Genomic DNA, 15948 nt, shown 5'->3' on the forward strand with positions numbered 1-15948 from the left:
GAAATCCTAATGATTAAGCCTTAAATTGGGTTTACATAAAAATCTCCTGAAACCACTTTCAGGATGGTATTGTCAATGGACTTATCATTAAAATTTCCTTTGATAACAACGAGTGTGAAAGTAGGACGTTCTGGTGTGGTCTTTCCTTTTGTACGAGTGAGGTAATTGGTAGGGTCACTCAACAATCAGAGCTTCTTCAATAGAATAGGTTACCTCTTGTTCTTTGTCATTCACAAAGCTAAGATCCCCAGAGTAGTGTTTCATGAGACTCCTTGTTGAATGAGGAATGAGCAGGATTTTCCTGATTATAGCACACTGTGATAATGTTCGTAATATTTAGAAAAATAGACGAATCATTTAATCTTTCAAATTTGAAAGGAAACAGATAAGAATGAAAGATAGATCGATGGTTGGATCACATCTCAACTCATACAATGAAAATACATTACAGGAGGCGAGATAGATGAGAAAACGATCGATGGAAATTTGGATTTTTGTAATTGTTACATTAGGATTAACCACTGCTTTTTTGTTGTCTTCTAATAAATTGCTACAAGCGATCAGTCAAGCAGTGCCAATGTTAGTTGCTATTATAATAGTGCTTTTTATAAAAAGAGATGGAAAATGGAAAGAATTTGGACTTGCGAAACTGGGTACGTGTAAAGGGTATCTTTGGGTATTGATTACAGTAGTAATGGTGATAATAAGTTTCTTTTCTGCTTGGGTATTAGGTGTAATACATTTACCAGTAATAGAAAAGATAGATATGACACAATGGGGCCGTTTATGGTTTATGATAAAAATATTTTTGAATCCTGCCTATTTACTAGGACCAATTCTTTTTGCGATGGGGGAAGAGATTGGTTGGAGAGGATATTTGCAGTCTCGCTTGATGAAAGAAGCTGGTGTACAGAAGGCGATTTGGATCACGGCTTGCGTTTGGGCAGTTTTCCATTATCCATTTTTCTTTCTAGGAAATTATACGGATGAAGGGAATATATGGGTCAACGTAATTCTTTTTACTATCATGATTTTCTCACTGTCCTTTTTGTTCAGTTGGATTCGAATGAGCAGCGGAAGTTTGTGGCCAGTAATTTTGTGTCATGCACTTATCAATATTGTTCGTAGTTTTTTTACAACATTATTTTATATTAAAGGGCCCTATTGGACTTATATCACAGGTGAGAACGGAATCATCACTATTATTTTATGGAGTATTCTAGCGGTGATACTCTACAGAAAACAACAAATACGAACATAAAACAAGAAGACCTCTTTACTCGAGGTCTTTTAGTCGATCAATAAACATGGTAATGATAAACATCGCTAATAAACAAATAACAGATACCGAAACTAGACTTAATAACATGATAGACATTAAATACATGCTAAAATCATATTCTTCCTTTCTTCTCACCACTTTTTTAGAGCAAATATGAAAATTACTGTTATATTTTTAGGCATTTTTCTTATGTATGGCACAATATTTTATTTCCTTAGTTACAATATCGATGAAAGTTTATGTGGGTGGTTTTTAATCATTTTTTTCTACTGAATATCCAGTTATGTTTGTTTTTTACAAATGGATATATCAAAATAATACGACAAAAACGAATGGATTCCTTTTTGTTCCATATTGTGAATATAGAAGATATAATAATAGGATAAAAAAATTGGCAACAAAAAAATTTGTATATTTATATAAAAGCATCTTTTTTTGACATAAAAAAGAGGAAAAACGGAGATGTTCAAAAATGTCCAAATTTCATTTGAGTGAAGTACTAGATATATTATCAAGAACGCCAATTGTATTAAAAAATTTGTTGGGAGGTTTAGCAGAAGGCTGGATTGATCAACGCGAAGGAGAGAAAACCTGGTCTGCTTATGAGGTTGTGGGACATCTGATACATGGAGAGAAGACAAATTGGGTGGTGAGGGCTAAAGTGATTATGAAACAAGAAGAAGAGAGTGTGTTTCCTCCGTTTGAACGGGACGCTTTTTTACGAGCAGGAAAATCTAAAACATTGGAAGATCTATTAAATGAATTCACTTCTATCAGACAAGAAAATATAAAAGAGATTAGGACAATTATCAAATCAGAAGAGGATCTCCAACGTAAAGGCATTCATCCAGAGTTTGGCGTCGTCACGCTGCAAGAGTTACTTTCTACATGGGCTATTCATGATTTGAATCACATCCGTCAAATTGTCCGTGTGATGGCAAAATATTATGAAGCCGAAGTGGGTCCATGGAAGGAATATTTAGGAATTTATCAGTCCAAATAATATATTCTATTTCATTGGTAGTATGGAGGAGAAGAAATGACAGGTTATCGATTATTTGTGGTCGAAGATGAAAAGAAAATCGCAAACGGGATGAAAACATTTTTAGAGCCCTATGGTTACGAAGTACAACTTGTTGATGATTTTCAAAATGTTATGGAGCAGTTTACTTTTTTCGATCCTCAATTAGTTGTTCTAGATATCAATTTACCTTACCAAAATGGGTTTTATCTATGTCAGAAAATGAGAGAGAAATCAGCTGTTCCAATACTTATATTGTCTGCACGTTCTGGTGAAATGGAACAGATCATGGGAATGGAAAATGGAGCAGACGATTATATGATTAAGCCATTTCATTTGGATGTACTGCATGCAAAAATCAAAGCTCTCTTGCGGCGTTCTTATGGTCGTTTATCTGAGTTAGTATTACCTGAAACGCTGCAAGTAGGAGAATTAAAATTATCGATTCCCCAGATGGAAATGAGATATCGAGGAGAAACGCAGTCACTGACAAAAAATGAATGGAAATTGCTTTGTCTCTTTATGGAAAATAAAAGCAGAGTAGTTTCTAGAGACAGTTGTTTAGAGGCACTTTGGGATGATCAAACGTTTGTAGATGACAATACATTGACGGTGAATGTAACGAGATTACGGAAAAAATTACAGCTTTGGGAATTAGAGGATATGATTCAAACCAAGAGGGGAGTAGGTTATTTACTAAATGAACTGGAAGACATGGGGCAATAGTATACTGTTTTATATTCGGGCACATACTGCATGGATTATCCTTGTGTATTTTACATGGATGATGATGTATTTCCTTTTTGCATTAGGATTTTATTATTCAGGGTTTCATTATTCATTCGACTGGCAGCTTTTCGGTTATAGTCTGATTATAGTAACTTTTATTGTAGCATGTTTTGTTATTTGGCAGGGATTACAGCGATCTTCGACTTACACACTCTTTCATCAATTAGCGAAAAAGGAAGAAATAAGAATCGAACCTTTAACGAATCGATCATTGGAGTTCCAACTATTTTGGGAAGCATACCAAAATATGTTTGATCATTTAAAAAAGGAACAGGTGGAGTTGGAGCGTGTCCACAAACAACATCTTCAATTTATACATATTTGGATCCATCAGATGAAAACGACTGCAGCAACACTTTCCTTGTTGGCACAGCAATCAGAAAGTGATAAGAAACCAATGATGGAAGAAGTAGAAAAATTAACGGATGGTTTAGAATTAGCATTAACTATGGCGCGTTTGGACGATTTTTCCCAAGATTACCAAATAAAAGTAGTATGTTTATCGCAATTGCTTCGTCAAGTAATCAATGAAAAACGCAATCTTTTTATTCGACTACGTATTTTTCCAAAAATAGAGACAGTAAACGAAGAGATAAAAATATTAACGGATCCAAAGTGGATGCGTTTTGTATTGGAGCAATTGATTCAGAATGCATGTAAATATTCAGCTCAAATTAAGGACAGTTCTTATCTCCACTTTCAGATCAAAGAAGAAAATACACAAATTCGACTTTCTATTATAGATGAAGGTCCTGGAATCCCAAGGCAGGATTTAAGCCGCATTTTCGATCCTTTCTTTACTGGTGAGAACGGTCGCCAATTTGCAGAAGCAACGGGAATGGGCCTTTTTTTTGTGAAAACAATACTGGAGCAGCTGCATCATGGATATGAAGTTGAGTCTGTTGTAGATTTGGGTACAACCTTTCATCTGTTATTTCAAAAGATGACAAAAATGTAAGGATAAACACAGCAATTGAAAGCATAATCGATGTTGGAAGAGAAGGTATGTCAGTAAACTAAGAAAGGAGGAGGCAAAAAAATGATTTTAGAAGCAAAGAAACTTAGTAAACAATATGGATCCTATCAAAATAATACTTTCCAAGCCGTAGATCAATTTAATCTAGAGATAAAGAAAAATGAGTTCGTTGGAATTATGGGCCCATCAGGAAGCGGAAAATCTACATTATTACAAATGTTAGGAACTATTGAACGGCCGTCATCTGGTGAATTACGCATTGATGGTGCTAAAGTGACGGAGATGACTTCAGATCAATTAGCCGATTTTAGACGTAAGAAATTAGGATTTATATTTCAGGACTTTCAATTGCTCGATTCTCTGTCGATGAAAGAAAATATTTTCGTTCCTGTTGTTTTAAATAAAAAACCACTTGATGTAGCAAATAAAAACTTGGATCAAATAGCCGTTTTTTTAGGGATTGAATCGATTTTACACAAACGGCCATATGAAGTATCTGGCGGACAAAAACAAAGGGTGGCTGCTGCAAGGGCACTCATTCATGATCCATCATTGATATTAGCAGATGAACCAACTGGCAATTTGGACTCCAAATCAGCAAAAGCATTGATGGAATTACTTGTCAAGCTCCATACACAACAAAGTTCTACTATTTTAATGGTGACACATGATGCGGTAACAGCGAGTTATTGTGATCGAATTATTTTTATTAAAGATGGAAAGTACCTACAGGAAATATATAAAGGAGAGAAACGTTCTGATTTTTATGAGCAAATCCTACTTGTGCAAGCAAGCTTAGGGGGAGAGCTGTATGACACGAACATCCCTCATGTTTAAAAATTTGCTGCATCATCGCAGAAGTTATATTGCTTATTTCTTCAGTTGTGTTTTTTCTGTTGGGATATTTTTCTTATATTTAACTTTATTATTTCACCCAATCTTGAAAAAGAATAGTCTGCCAGAACAATTTATCTTTTTACTATATTTAGTGGAAATTATCGTAGCTTTGTTTGCATTTTTGTTTATTGGATATTCGCAATCTGCATTTTTACGAAGCCGAAGAAAAGATATTGGGATATTTCAGTTGCTGGGAATGCGAAGCAAGCAAGTCGCATCGCTGATTTTTTGGGAAAATTTCATGGTAGGCATACTTGCATTAGTTGTTGGAATAACAGCTGGAATAGTAGGCAGTAAATTCTTTTTTTTAGCTGTCTCCTATCTACTGCGTTTGCCTAGCGACATTCCTGCGTCTATCTCGTTTTCATCTATCATTGGTACAATAGTGTTCTTCCTGTTGTTGTTTTTTATTTTATCATCCTTTCAACGAGCATCCATCAACAAGTATTCAATAAGCGAAACGTTACGAGCTTCGGTAAAAGAAAAGCAGAAACCAGTATTTTCAAAATGGCTTGTCCTAATATCTGTGATATTTATCAGCCTAGCATATACTTTATCCCTATCAGCTTCATTTTTTTCTATTATCAAGTATATGCCTGTCATCTTGTTAGCGATTTTGATAGGGACATATTTGCTATTTACACAGACGAGTGTCGCAATAGTAACATGGATAGAAAAGGTTCCAAAATGGTTTTATCGAAACACTAACCTCTTTTTATTTTCTCAACTTCGTTATCGATTAAAAGATAATGCTCGCATTTTGTTTTTGGTTACTATTTTTACAGCGTTGGTGTTGACTGCTGTTGGTGTAAGTGCGACTTATTATGCGCAAGCAGATACCCTAGCAAATGAACACACACCTTATCATTTAAGTATCATCAATAATCCATTTACACAAGATCAGATGAACAAAAAAATAAGTGATCAATCTCTCCGATTAAAAAGAAATGTTCGATTTTCTCTGGTGCAGTTAGAAACAAAAGAAAGCCAAAAAAATAAAAACAATCCCAATGTATTTGTCCTCTCCAGTAGCGCATTTAATCATCTGCGAAACCAAAAAGGGCAAAAGTCGATAATTTTAACGCAAGATGAAATCGTTCAACTTAACAATTCAAACATATTGTATGCGAATGAACAGAGAAAACAAACTTTTTCTGTCATCAGTAATCATAAAACATATCATTGGAAGTGGGATCAGACAGTAAACGAGGTGCTTTTCAATGAACATGACCAAACTCGTGTAATGTGGGTAGTTTCAGATCGTGTATTTCAGGAATTAGCCCGTAATGCGGGTAAGCTTATCACAGCTGAAGGATACCAATTTTTTAATCCAGCGAAAAGCAAATCATTGATTACAGATATGAGAGATACCTTTCAAAAACTTCATTTGGATGTGAAAAATTGCACAGGCACAATGGCAGTTCAAGCATTTTTTCAATCCATTTTTTCACCTATTTTATTTGTAAGTATTTTTATAGGGATATTGTTTTTCTTGGCGGCAGGCAGTATTTTGTACTTTCGCTTGTATATCGATTTACCGCTTGATAAGAAACAGCTGGATATATTGCAGAAATTGGGCCTGCGCAAAAAAGAAGCACAAAAAATAGTAATCAAGCAAATGAAACTGTTTTTTACGGTTCCTTTTCTAGTTGGAAGCATTCATGCATTGTTCGGATTGGTTTTATTTAGTTTTTTATTTGAACGTCCCGTATATATCAGTTTTTTATGGATATGGCTTGTTTATTTTTTGTTAGGTACACTTTATTATTTTTGGACAAAACGAGTCATACTGCAAGCGATTGAGAACAATTGATCATGTATCTTTGCTTTCATATAATTGCTCTAGAAAATATCGCTTGTCCCTTTTAGGAGATAAAGCGCCCAGAGTCCGCCGCACAGAACTGATACAAAGGTTACTCGTGTTTTTGGCAAGAACCTCTCCGCACGAAGGGGGAAAATGGCCTTCGTACAGCTGGAAAAGTCCTTGAGGGAAATGGGGCTAACAACAAGTCATACCATTCTTTTCTAACTGGAAAAGGGAGAGTCTATTCCAACGAAAGGCAATGAGGTTTCTCATATCAGTGTAAGTGTTGGTCTGTTTTTGGGATGTTCACACATATTTAAAGTAGATCCTGAGTGATTTCTTACTGAACATAAGAACATTCTGCTGCTCTAGCAAAGCGTTCCAAAGTAGCTGTTGCAAAACTCTCTAAACCAAAAGATTTTCACACTTACCTTGGCTCGGAAATACGCCATTTTCGAAAGAAATACAGTTGGACTCAAGACCAACTGGCAGAGCAGGTTCGAAACAATGGTAGTCGCATAAGTACGACACGAGTCACCTAGTTCGAGTCTGATCAAAAAGAACTAACAGTGATCGTTGATGAGTTGGTATCACTCATGGAAGCACTGAATACCTCTGCCAATAGACTGTTCTGTAAGACATAAAACTCTTAGAAGAGATAAACATCCCGCTATCACCTTTCAAATGATGATGATAGTGGGACTAATTTTTTTCTCTTATCGAAAGGTAATCTACTTTGATGAAACCAAATCACAAGGGAATAATAGAAAACATTCAATATAACACGTTTGAATATGGTTATTTGCAACAGATTTTTCGACTTTTGGCGGCATTCATTCATATGGAAGGGTGAAAAAAATGGAGGTTTTTGCAAAGTATTTAGCAGGTATTGATAATCTTACCCACCGGGAGCGCATGCAGGAAATATTGGCGTGGGTTATGAATACATTTCCAAATTTGAAACCGCAGATCAAATGGAATACGCCAATGTTTTCGAATCATGGAACATTTATAATTGGTTTTTCTATCGCGAAGCATCATTTCAGTGTTTCACCTGAAGAAAAGGGTATTGTGCACTTCGCCGGTGACATCGCTCAAGCTGGTTATAGTGCAACAAAAGGTTTATTTCGAATTCAATGGAATGAACCAGTGAATTATAAATTGCTTGAGGAAATGATTAAATTTAATATTCAAGATAAGGAGTCATATACGAGTTTTTGGCGAAAGAAATAAAACATTGCAATTTCCATCCCGCTAGGAACGAATTAAAATAGAAAAAGTTCCGTTCTTAGAAGGCAAAACAAAAAGTAACGAACTTCCTTTGAACAACAATGGTTTTAAGAGCAGTTGTTGATACTTAGCAATATTTATATTTGACAAAGGTACTATAAATAAGCGATAATACATCTAGTTTGAAATGAACCTTTAATACAGTCCCGTGAGGCTGGCAAGGGTGCGGAGATAGTACCATTACGTACTTCTTGTTCAGTGTGGACAAGAAGTTTTTTTATTATCTAAAAAGGAGCAGAGTGTTCCATTGTCCACAAAATTAATTTTGGATGAAGCAGCGATCCGTCGAGCACTTACTCGAATTGCACATGAGATTATTGAACGTAACAAAGGTGTAAAAGATATGGTGCTGGTTGGGATTAAGACACGTGGGGTTTTTTTAGCAAGACGATTGCGTGAGCGTATTTGGCAAATTGAAGGACAAGAAGTTCCGATTGGGGAACTGGATATCACGCTTTATCGAGATGATCTTTCTGAGAAAAACAAAGAACCTCAACTGCGTGATACAGATGTCCCGCCAATTGTAGGGAAGAAAGTAATACTGATTGATGATGTTCTCTACACTGGCCGCACGATTCGCGCTGCAATGGATGCATTGATTGATTTAGGAAGACCAGAGATGATCCAACTAGCAGTATTGGTTGATAGGGGACATAGAGAACTGCCGATTCGTCCTGATTTTGTTGGAAAAAATGTTCCTACTTCGAAGCGAGAAATCGTTCATGTCTCCCTTTTCGAAGCAGACCAGCAGATGGATGAGGTGTCCATCAAACAAAAATGAATAAAACCTTTTAAAGGTAGTCCTGTGAGGCTGACAAAGGTGAACTTTTGACAATTCCAAAAGTCTCTTTGCCATGCAGGCGAAAGAGACTTTTTTTAAAGAGGGAAATCCTATTATCACAGGATAAAATATGAAGCACAATCGGAGGAGAGCAAATGGCTAAAATTCTTTTGAAGAATGGACGTATTTTTGATGCTGATGGAGATGAACTAGTATATCGGGATATCCTGATTGAAGGTAATCGAATCCAAAAAATTGGGGAACATCTAGAAGATAGTGATGCGGATATCATCGATTTAGCAGGCAAATTTGTTGCTCCTGGATTTGTGGATTTACATGTTCATCTACGGGAACCAGGATTTACACACAAAGAGACGATTGAAACAGGTAGCAGGGCAGCAGTGAAAGGTGGTTTTACCACGATAGCTTGTATGCCAAATACAAGACCTGTTATTGATACAGTAGAAGTAGTAGAAGAAATACTCTCCAAAGCCAAAGCAGCGGGTTATGCAAGAGTTTTGCCAATTGGTGCGATTACTACACGTCAGCTTGGAAAAGAGCATACGAATATGGAAGCATTGCAACAAGCAGGCATATTTGCACTCTCCGATGACGGGGTTGGTGTTCAGAGCAGCCAGATGATGCGGGAAGCAATGCAAAAGGCAAAAAAGCTTGGATTGCCAATTGTGGCGCACTGTGAAGATGACACACTTGTCAAAGGCGGAGTGGTTCATGAAGGGAAATTTGCTGCAAAACATGGTCTAAAAGGAATGCCTAGTCTTTCTGAATCGATTCATATAGGCCGAGATATTCTACTAGCTGAAGATACTGGTGTGCATTATCATGTATGCCATATCAGTGCAAAAGAATCGGTAAGGCTGGTTCGAGAAGCAAAATCGCGCGGTCAAAAAGTAACAGCAGAAGTTACCCCGCATCACTTGCTTCTTTGCGAAGATGATATACCAGGAGCCGATGCAAACTGGAAAATGAACCCTCCACTACGAGCGAAAGCGGATCAAGAAGCTCTGTTGGCCGCGCTGAAAGATGGGACAATTGATTTTATCGCTACGGATCATGCCCCGCATGCGGAAGATGAGAAAGCAGCAGGAATTGAACTTGCCCCATTTGGTATTGTTGGCTTGGAAACTGCATTTCCTCTGTTATATACCAAACTTGTAAAAACCGGTTTCCTCAGCTTGCGACAGTTAGTAGAGCTGTTGAGCACTAAACCAGCAGAGCGATTTGGACTGCCATATGGAACATTAGCAGAAGGTGAACTGGCTGATATCACAGTGGTTGATTTGGAAAAAGAACAAACAATAGATCCTGATACTTTTCTTTCCAAAGGCAAAAACACTCCATTTACAGGCTGGGACACAGTAGGATGGCCAACACTGACAATCGTTGATGGACAAGTAGTATGGAAAGCAGAATAAGATACAAACAGCGGAGGGGAATTTGAATGAAAGCACGTTTACTTCTGATCGATGGGACAGTATTTACAGGTGACTCTTTTGGAGCGAAAGGTGAAACAGTCGGTGAAGTGGTTTTTAATACAAGTATGACTGGCTATCAGGAGATTCTTACTGATCCATCCTATTGTGGTGAATTGATTACCATGACATATCCTTTGATTGGTAACTACGGATTAAATCGAGAAGACAATGAGACAATGACTCCTCATGCTCGTGGATTAATTGTGCGGGAACATGCAACTTACGCTAGTAACTGGAGAAATGAATACGCCATTGACGAATGGCTGGCGTTAAACAATATTATCGGTATTTCTGGAATTGATACACGTATGTTGACAAGAATAATTCGCATTCATGGAACGATGAAAGGCATGATTACTACAAGCGATGAACCAGTAGAAGTTTTATTGTCTCGCTTAGAAGATACTTCCTTACGCACGGATCAAGTTTCACAAGTAAGTACAAAGTCGGTACAAATTTCTCCTAACAATGGAAAACGGGTAGTGTTAATCGACTATGGTGCCAAGCATAATATCCATCGGGAATTAGTAGAACGCAATTGTGAAGTAATTATTGTTCCTTATAACACGACAGCTGAAAAGATTTTAAGTTACCGGCCTGATGGTGTCATGTTGTCTAATGGACCTGGAGACCCAAAAGATGTTCCAGAATCTGTCCAAACCATCCAAGGTCTGCTCGGAAAAGTACCGATCTTTGGAATCTGTCTCGGCCACCAGCTTCTTTCACTCGCTTGTGGAGCAGATACAGAGAAATTGAAGTTTGGTCATCGAGGTGGGAACCATCCTGTAAAAGAACTAGCTACTGGACGATCTTATTTAACTGCACAAAATCATGGATACGTCGTACGCGAATCTTCCTTAGAAAACACGCCTTTGTCTGTGAGTCATGTTGCGTTAAATGATGGAACGATTGAAGGAGTGGAGCACAAAGAGTTTCCAGCTTTTTCTGTTCAATATCATCCAGAATCAGCACCCGGACCACTTGATTCAGGCTATTTGTTCGATCGGTTTATGACAATGATGGAGGGGAAATAATCATGCCAAAAGATACGACACTAAAGAAGATTCTCGTAATCGGATCAGGGCCTATTGTAATCGGTCAAGCTGCGGAGTTTGATTATGCAGGAACACAGGCCTGTCAAGCATTAAAAGAAGAAGGTATGGAAGTTGTGCTTGTCAATAGTAATCCGGCCACCATCATGACAGATACCAATATGGCAGATAAGGTTTACATTGAGCCTCTTACAGTAGATTTCCTTACGCAAGTCATTCGCAAAGAAAGACCAGATGGGTTATTGCCAACCCTTGGTGGACAAACCGGATTGAATCTTGCTGTGAAATTAGCGGAATCAGGTGTTTTGGAGCGAGAGGGAGTACGTCTACTCGGTACGGAACTCCGAGCTATCACATGCGCAGAAGACCGTGATCAATTTCGCGCTCTGATGCACGAATTGAATGAGCCCGTCCCTTCCAGTGAAATTGTACAGACTGCGGATGAAGCAGTAACTTTTGCGAATTCAAATGGATATCCAGTAATTGTACGTCCTGCTTATACACTAGGCGGTACAGGCGGTGGAATTGTAAACAATGAGGAAGAACTAAGAGAGATTGTGGAAAATGGTCTTCGTCTGAGTCCGATCACCCAATGCTTAGTTGAACAGAGCATCGCAGGTTTCAAAGAAGTAGAGTACGAAGTAATGCGTGATGCCAATGACAATGCGATTGTTGTATGTAATATGGAGAACTTTGACCCAGTTGGGGTGCACACAGGAGATAGTATCGTATTTGCACCAAGTCAAACCCTTTCTGACAAAGAATATCATATGCTTCGATCCTCAGCGTTGAAGATGATTCGTGCTCTCGATATTCGGGGCGGATGTAACGTACAGTTCGCTCTTGATCCAAATAGTTTTCAATACTATGTCATCGAGGTAAACCCAAGGGTCAGTCGTTCTAGCGCATTAGCATCCAAAGCAACTGGTTATCCGATTGCAAGAATTGCAGCGAAGATCGCGATGGGTTACATGTTAGATGAGTTAATCAATCCTGTAACCGGACAAACATATGCTTGTTTCGAGCCGGCATTAGACTATGTAGTTAGTAAAATTCCACGCTGGCCGTTTGATAAATTTTCTTCTGCAAATCGTCGTCTAGGGACACAGATGAAAGCAACTGGTGAAGTAATGGCAATTGGACGGACATTAGAAGAATCCCTTTTAAAAGCAGTTCGTTCTTTAGAAATTGGTGCAGATTACCTGTACTTAGCTGAAACCAAAGATATTACAAGAGAAGAATTAGAACGCCGCATTGTGCGAGTAGATGATGAACGACTATTCCTCCTAGCAGAATGGTTTCGTCGTGGCTATTCGATGGAAGATGCACATCAGTTGACGAAGATTGATCGTTTCTTCTTAGTGAAGTTAGAACGGATTATCGCCTTAGAAAAACAAATCGCCAGTAGTCCTTCTTTATCTTCAGAATTATTATTAACTGCGAAACGAATGGGCTTCACCGATCGTACGATTGCACGAATCACAGGAAAAAAAGGAAAAGAGATCACCGCAACTCGTAAAGAATTTGGTATCATACCTGTCTACAAAATTGTGGATACTTGTGCAGCAGAGTTTTCGGCAACGACTCCATACTATTACTCAACTTATGAACAAGAAGATGAAGTACAAAAAGGTGATAAGAAAACAGTCCTTGTACTTGGCTCTGGACCGATCCGAATTGGTCAAGGGGTAGAATTTGACTATGCTACTGTCCATGCAATCTGGGCATTGCGCGAAGCAGGGTATGAAGCGGTAATCATCAACAATAACCCAGAAACGGTTTCAACAGACTTTAATACATCAGATCGACTATACTTTGAACCGCTTTTTAAAGAAGATGTCATGAATGTAATTGAACGGGAAAATCCAATTGGGGTCATCGTCCAATTTGGAGGACAGACTGCTCTTAATTTAGCAAGAGATCTCCGTTCAGAAGGAATTCCTATTCTCGGTACTTCTTTAGAAGAAATCGATCGTGCAGAAGATCGGAAAAAATTTGAAAAACTGCTGCATGATGCAAATATTGCCCAACCACCCGGAGCCGCTGTGACTTCCATCGATGCAGCAGTAGAAACTGCTACCAAACTGGGATATCCTGTGCTGGTTCGTCCTTCCTATGTACTTGGCGGACGCGCGATGCAAATTGTTTACAATGAAGCCGAACTTCGCGATTATATGGTAGAAGCTGTTAAAGTAAATCCGGAACACCCAGTACTGATCGATCGATACCTTCTTGGTAAAGAGTTGGAAGTAGACGCGATTTGTGATGGAGAAGATGTGTTGATACCAGGAATTATGGAACATATCGAGCGTGCTGGAGTGCACTCCGGCGATTCGATTGCAGTGTATCCACCACAATTTATTTCAGATAAACAAAAACAGCGTCTGGTTGAGATTACGACTGATATTGCCAAAGCACTGAATACAAAAGGACTAATTAACATTCAGTTTGTTTTATATCAAGATGAGATGTATGTACTGGAAGTGAATCCTCGTGCATCGAGAACGGTGCCTTTCTTGAGTAAAGTTACAGGTATTCCAATGGCACAAGTTGCTACTAGAATTATGCTTGGTGAGAGCTTGACTGATCAAGGATATACAAGTGGTCTATGGCCTGAAGCAGCCGAAGTTGCAGTGAAAGTGCCAGTCTTCTCCTTCGCTAAGCTTCGCAGAGTAGATATTATGCTTGGACCGGAAATGAAATCGACTGGGGAAGTGATGGGAAGAGATCGAGATTATGCACGAGCGGTTTACAAAGGGTTACTCGCAGCAGGCATATCACTTCCACGTTTTGGAACAGTAGTAGCGACAATTGGAGATAAAGAAAAAGAAGAAGTCATCCCATTAATGGAACGTTTTATCCAGCTTGGCTATCGGATTGTTTGTACTTCTGGAACAGCAGATGTTTTAGAGAATGCTGGAATTCCAGTACAACGAGTAAATAAATTAAAAGATGGTTCTCCTCATATTCTTGATTTGATTCGTAAGGGAGAAGCGGATTTGGTAGTGAATACTTGGACACGTGGCCGTACACCAGAAAGAGATGGATTCCTGATTCGACGTGAAGCAGTTGAGCATGGTATCGCATGTTTAACTTCGCTTGATACGGTGGAAGCATTGCTCAGTACAATGGAAACTATTCACTTATCTGCGCTGCCGATCGGTGAGGAAGCAAAAGTCACCAGAAAACAAACGGTCATGGTATAGGGGGAGCCCATGAATAACCAGATTATTGTTGCACTCGATTATTCGTTGGAAGAAGCAGAAGTATTTTTGCGTTCCTTTCCAAAAGCATTTATTAAAGTAGGGTACCAGCTTTTTTATCAAGCTGGACCGAGCTGGGTTGCAAAAAAGAAAGAGGAAGGCTATCAAGTCTTTCTCGACCTAAAGCTTCACGATATCCCCAATACTGTTTATGAAGGTGTGAAGGCGGTCAGCAAACTTGGCATTGACTTTTTAACCATCCATGCCAGCGGAGGATCAAAAATGATCCAAAAAGCAAGAGAGGCAGCAGAATCTGCCTCAACTGCTGATTTCCGCACCAAAATTTTAGCTGTTACACAGTTAACAAGTACGGATCAATTGATGCTCAATCAAGAATTGCAGATTCAAGGCGATGTTGCTTCTTCGACCATTCATCTCGCTGGGTTAGCTGAGCAAGCTGGTGCAGATGGAGTGATTTGTTCTGGGGAAGAAGTAGCTAGCATTAAACATGCAACTTCACCAGCATTTTTAGCAGTGACACCTGGCATTCGTCCTTTCGAATCTGGAAAAGACGATCAAAAGCGTGTGGTGACACCATCTCAAGCGATAGCTCGCGGTGCCGATTATTTGGTCATTGGCAGACCAATTACAAAAGCAAAAAATCCATTACATGCATACGAATCCATTTTAAATTCCATCGAGGAGGCTGCAACATGAGCAACTGGACACTAAATGAAGCAATCGAACGAAGGGAAGTATTACTCAAAGGGCACTTTCTATTGACCTCAGGCCGTCATAGTGATCAATACATGCAAATGGCCCAGTTACTTCAATATCCAGTGGAAGCGAGCGAAGCTGGCAAAGCAGTAGCAGATTTGTTTGCTGATGAAAAAATTGATTTGGTTGTAGGTCCTGCTCTCGGTGGCGTGATTATTGCGCATGAAGTCGCTAGTAGTCTGAATGTGCGTTGCATTTTCGCTGAACGAAAAGAAGGAGAAATGCAAATTCGTCGCGGGTTTCAAGTCAATCCTGGTGAGCGTGTATTAGTGGTGGAAGATGTGGTAACTACCGGCGGATCTGTAAAAGAAGTGATTGCATTATTGGAAGAAAGAGGAGCTATCGTTATTGGAGTAGGATCTTTAGTAGATCGTACAAAAGGTGTCAATCCATTTGAAGTTCCTTACCGTGCGCTAGAAGCGGTAAACATCGAAAGTTACACTGCTGAAGTATGTCCGCTCTGTAAAGAAGGAATTCCAGCTGTGAAGCCTGGAAGTCGAGAAAAAAAATAATAATGTATTTTCCTCCATCCTCTGTGATCCCACAGAGGATTTTTTATAATTTGTAGAATGGATTTTGT

14 protein-coding genes are annotated in these 15948 nt (G+C 38.8%); 13 read left to right on the top strand and 1 reads right to left on the bottom strand.

Features of this window, described 5'->3' with window-relative positions:
* Nucleotides 1-20 precede the first annotated feature (20 nt).
* The gene (locus AC5WOC_RS09365) at nucleotides 21-182 is read right to left on the bottom strand and encodes a hypothetical protein (protein WP_496055147.1); all 162 of its coding nucleotides are present in this window, start codon (nucleotides 180-182) and stop codon (nucleotides 21-23) included.
* Nucleotides 183-463: 281 nt separating this feature from the next.
* On the opposite strand from AC5WOC_RS09365, the gene AC5WOC_RS09370 reads away from it, so the two are divergent.
* From AC5WOC_RS09370 to pyrE, 13 genes are all read left to right on the top strand, one after another.
* Nucleotides 464-1261, top strand: a complete 798-nt coding sequence (locus AC5WOC_RS09370) for a CPBP family intramembrane glutamic endopeptidase (protein ID WP_496055148.1) — start codon at nucleotides 464-466, stop codon at nucleotides 1259-1261.
* A gap of 493 nt (nucleotides 1262-1754) precedes the next feature.
* The gene (locus AC5WOC_RS09375; protein ID WP_496055149.1) at nucleotides 1755-2285 is read left to right on the top strand and encodes a DinB family protein; all 531 of its coding nucleotides are present in this window, start codon (nucleotides 1755-1757) and stop codon (nucleotides 2283-2285) included.
* Nucleotides 2286-2321: 36 nt separating this feature from the next.
* Nucleotides 2322-3029, top strand: coding sequence for a response regulator transcription factor (locus AC5WOC_RS09380; RefSeq protein WP_496055150.1), 708 nt, complete (start codon nucleotides 2322-2324; stop codon nucleotides 3027-3029).
* Nucleotides 3004-4050, top strand: a complete 1047-nt coding sequence (locus AC5WOC_RS09385) for a sensor histidine kinase (protein ID WP_496055151.1) — start codon at nucleotides 3004-3006, stop codon at nucleotides 4048-4050. Before AC5WOC_RS09380 ends, AC5WOC_RS09385 begins: the two co-directional genes overlap by 26 nt.
* An 81-nt stretch (nucleotides 4051-4131) precedes the next feature.
* The gene (locus tag AC5WOC_RS09390) at nucleotides 4132-4905 is read left to right on the top strand and encodes an ABC transporter ATP-binding protein (RefSeq protein ID WP_496055152.1); all 774 of its coding nucleotides are present in this window, start codon (nucleotides 4132-4134) and stop codon (nucleotides 4903-4905) included.
* On the top strand, nucleotides 4880-6778 hold the full coding sequence (locus tag AC5WOC_RS09395) for an FtsX-like permease family protein (RefSeq protein ID WP_496055153.1): 1899 nt from the start codon (nucleotides 4880-4882) through the stop codon (nucleotides 6776-6778). Before AC5WOC_RS09390 ends, AC5WOC_RS09395 begins: the two co-directional genes overlap by 26 nt.
* An 849-nt stretch (nucleotides 6779-7627) precedes the next feature.
* A complete protein-coding gene (locus AC5WOC_RS09400) occupies nucleotides 7628-8002 on the top strand; it encodes an iron chaperone (protein WP_496055154.1) in 375 nt (124 codons plus the stop codon).
* Nucleotides 8003-8306: 304 nt separating this feature from the next.
* Entirely contained in the window at nucleotides 8307-8840 is a 534-nt protein-coding gene (gene pyrR, locus AC5WOC_RS09405) for a bifunctional pyr operon transcriptional regulator/uracil phosphoribosyltransferase PyrR (RefSeq protein WP_496055155.1), read from the top strand.
* 155 nt (nucleotides 8841-8995) lie between these two features.
* Nucleotides 8996-10276, top strand: a complete 1281-nt coding sequence (gene pyrC, locus AC5WOC_RS09410) for a dihydroorotase (RefSeq protein ID WP_496055156.1) — start codon at nucleotides 8996-8998, stop codon at nucleotides 10274-10276.
* Between the two features lie 26 nt (nucleotides 10277-10302).
* Entirely contained in the window at nucleotides 10303-11370 is a 1068-nt protein-coding gene (locus AC5WOC_RS09415) for a carbamoyl phosphate synthase small subunit (RefSeq protein WP_496055157.1), read from the top strand.
* A gap of 2 nt (nucleotides 11371-11372) precedes the next feature.
* Nucleotides 11373-14594 (top strand): carbamoyl-phosphate synthase large subunit, encoded by a 3222-nt coding sequence (gene carB, locus AC5WOC_RS09420; protein ID WP_496055158.1) that lies wholly within the window; start codon nucleotides 11373-11375, stop codon nucleotides 14592-14594.
* 9 nt (nucleotides 14595-14603) lie between these two features.
* Nucleotides 14604-15308, top strand: coding sequence for an orotidine-5'-phosphate decarboxylase (gene pyrF / locus AC5WOC_RS09425; protein ID WP_496055159.1), 705 nt, complete (start codon nucleotides 14604-14606; stop codon nucleotides 15306-15308).
* The gene (gene pyrE / locus AC5WOC_RS09430; protein WP_496055160.1) at nucleotides 15305-15880 is read left to right on the top strand and encodes an orotate phosphoribosyltransferase; all 576 of its coding nucleotides are present in this window, start codon (nucleotides 15305-15307) and stop codon (nucleotides 15878-15880) included. Before pyrF ends, pyrE begins: the two co-directional genes overlap by 4 nt.
* Nucleotides 15881-15948: the final 68 nt, after the last annotated feature.

The sequence above is a fragment of the Shimazuella sp. NTD247 genome, assembly GCF_059510415.1.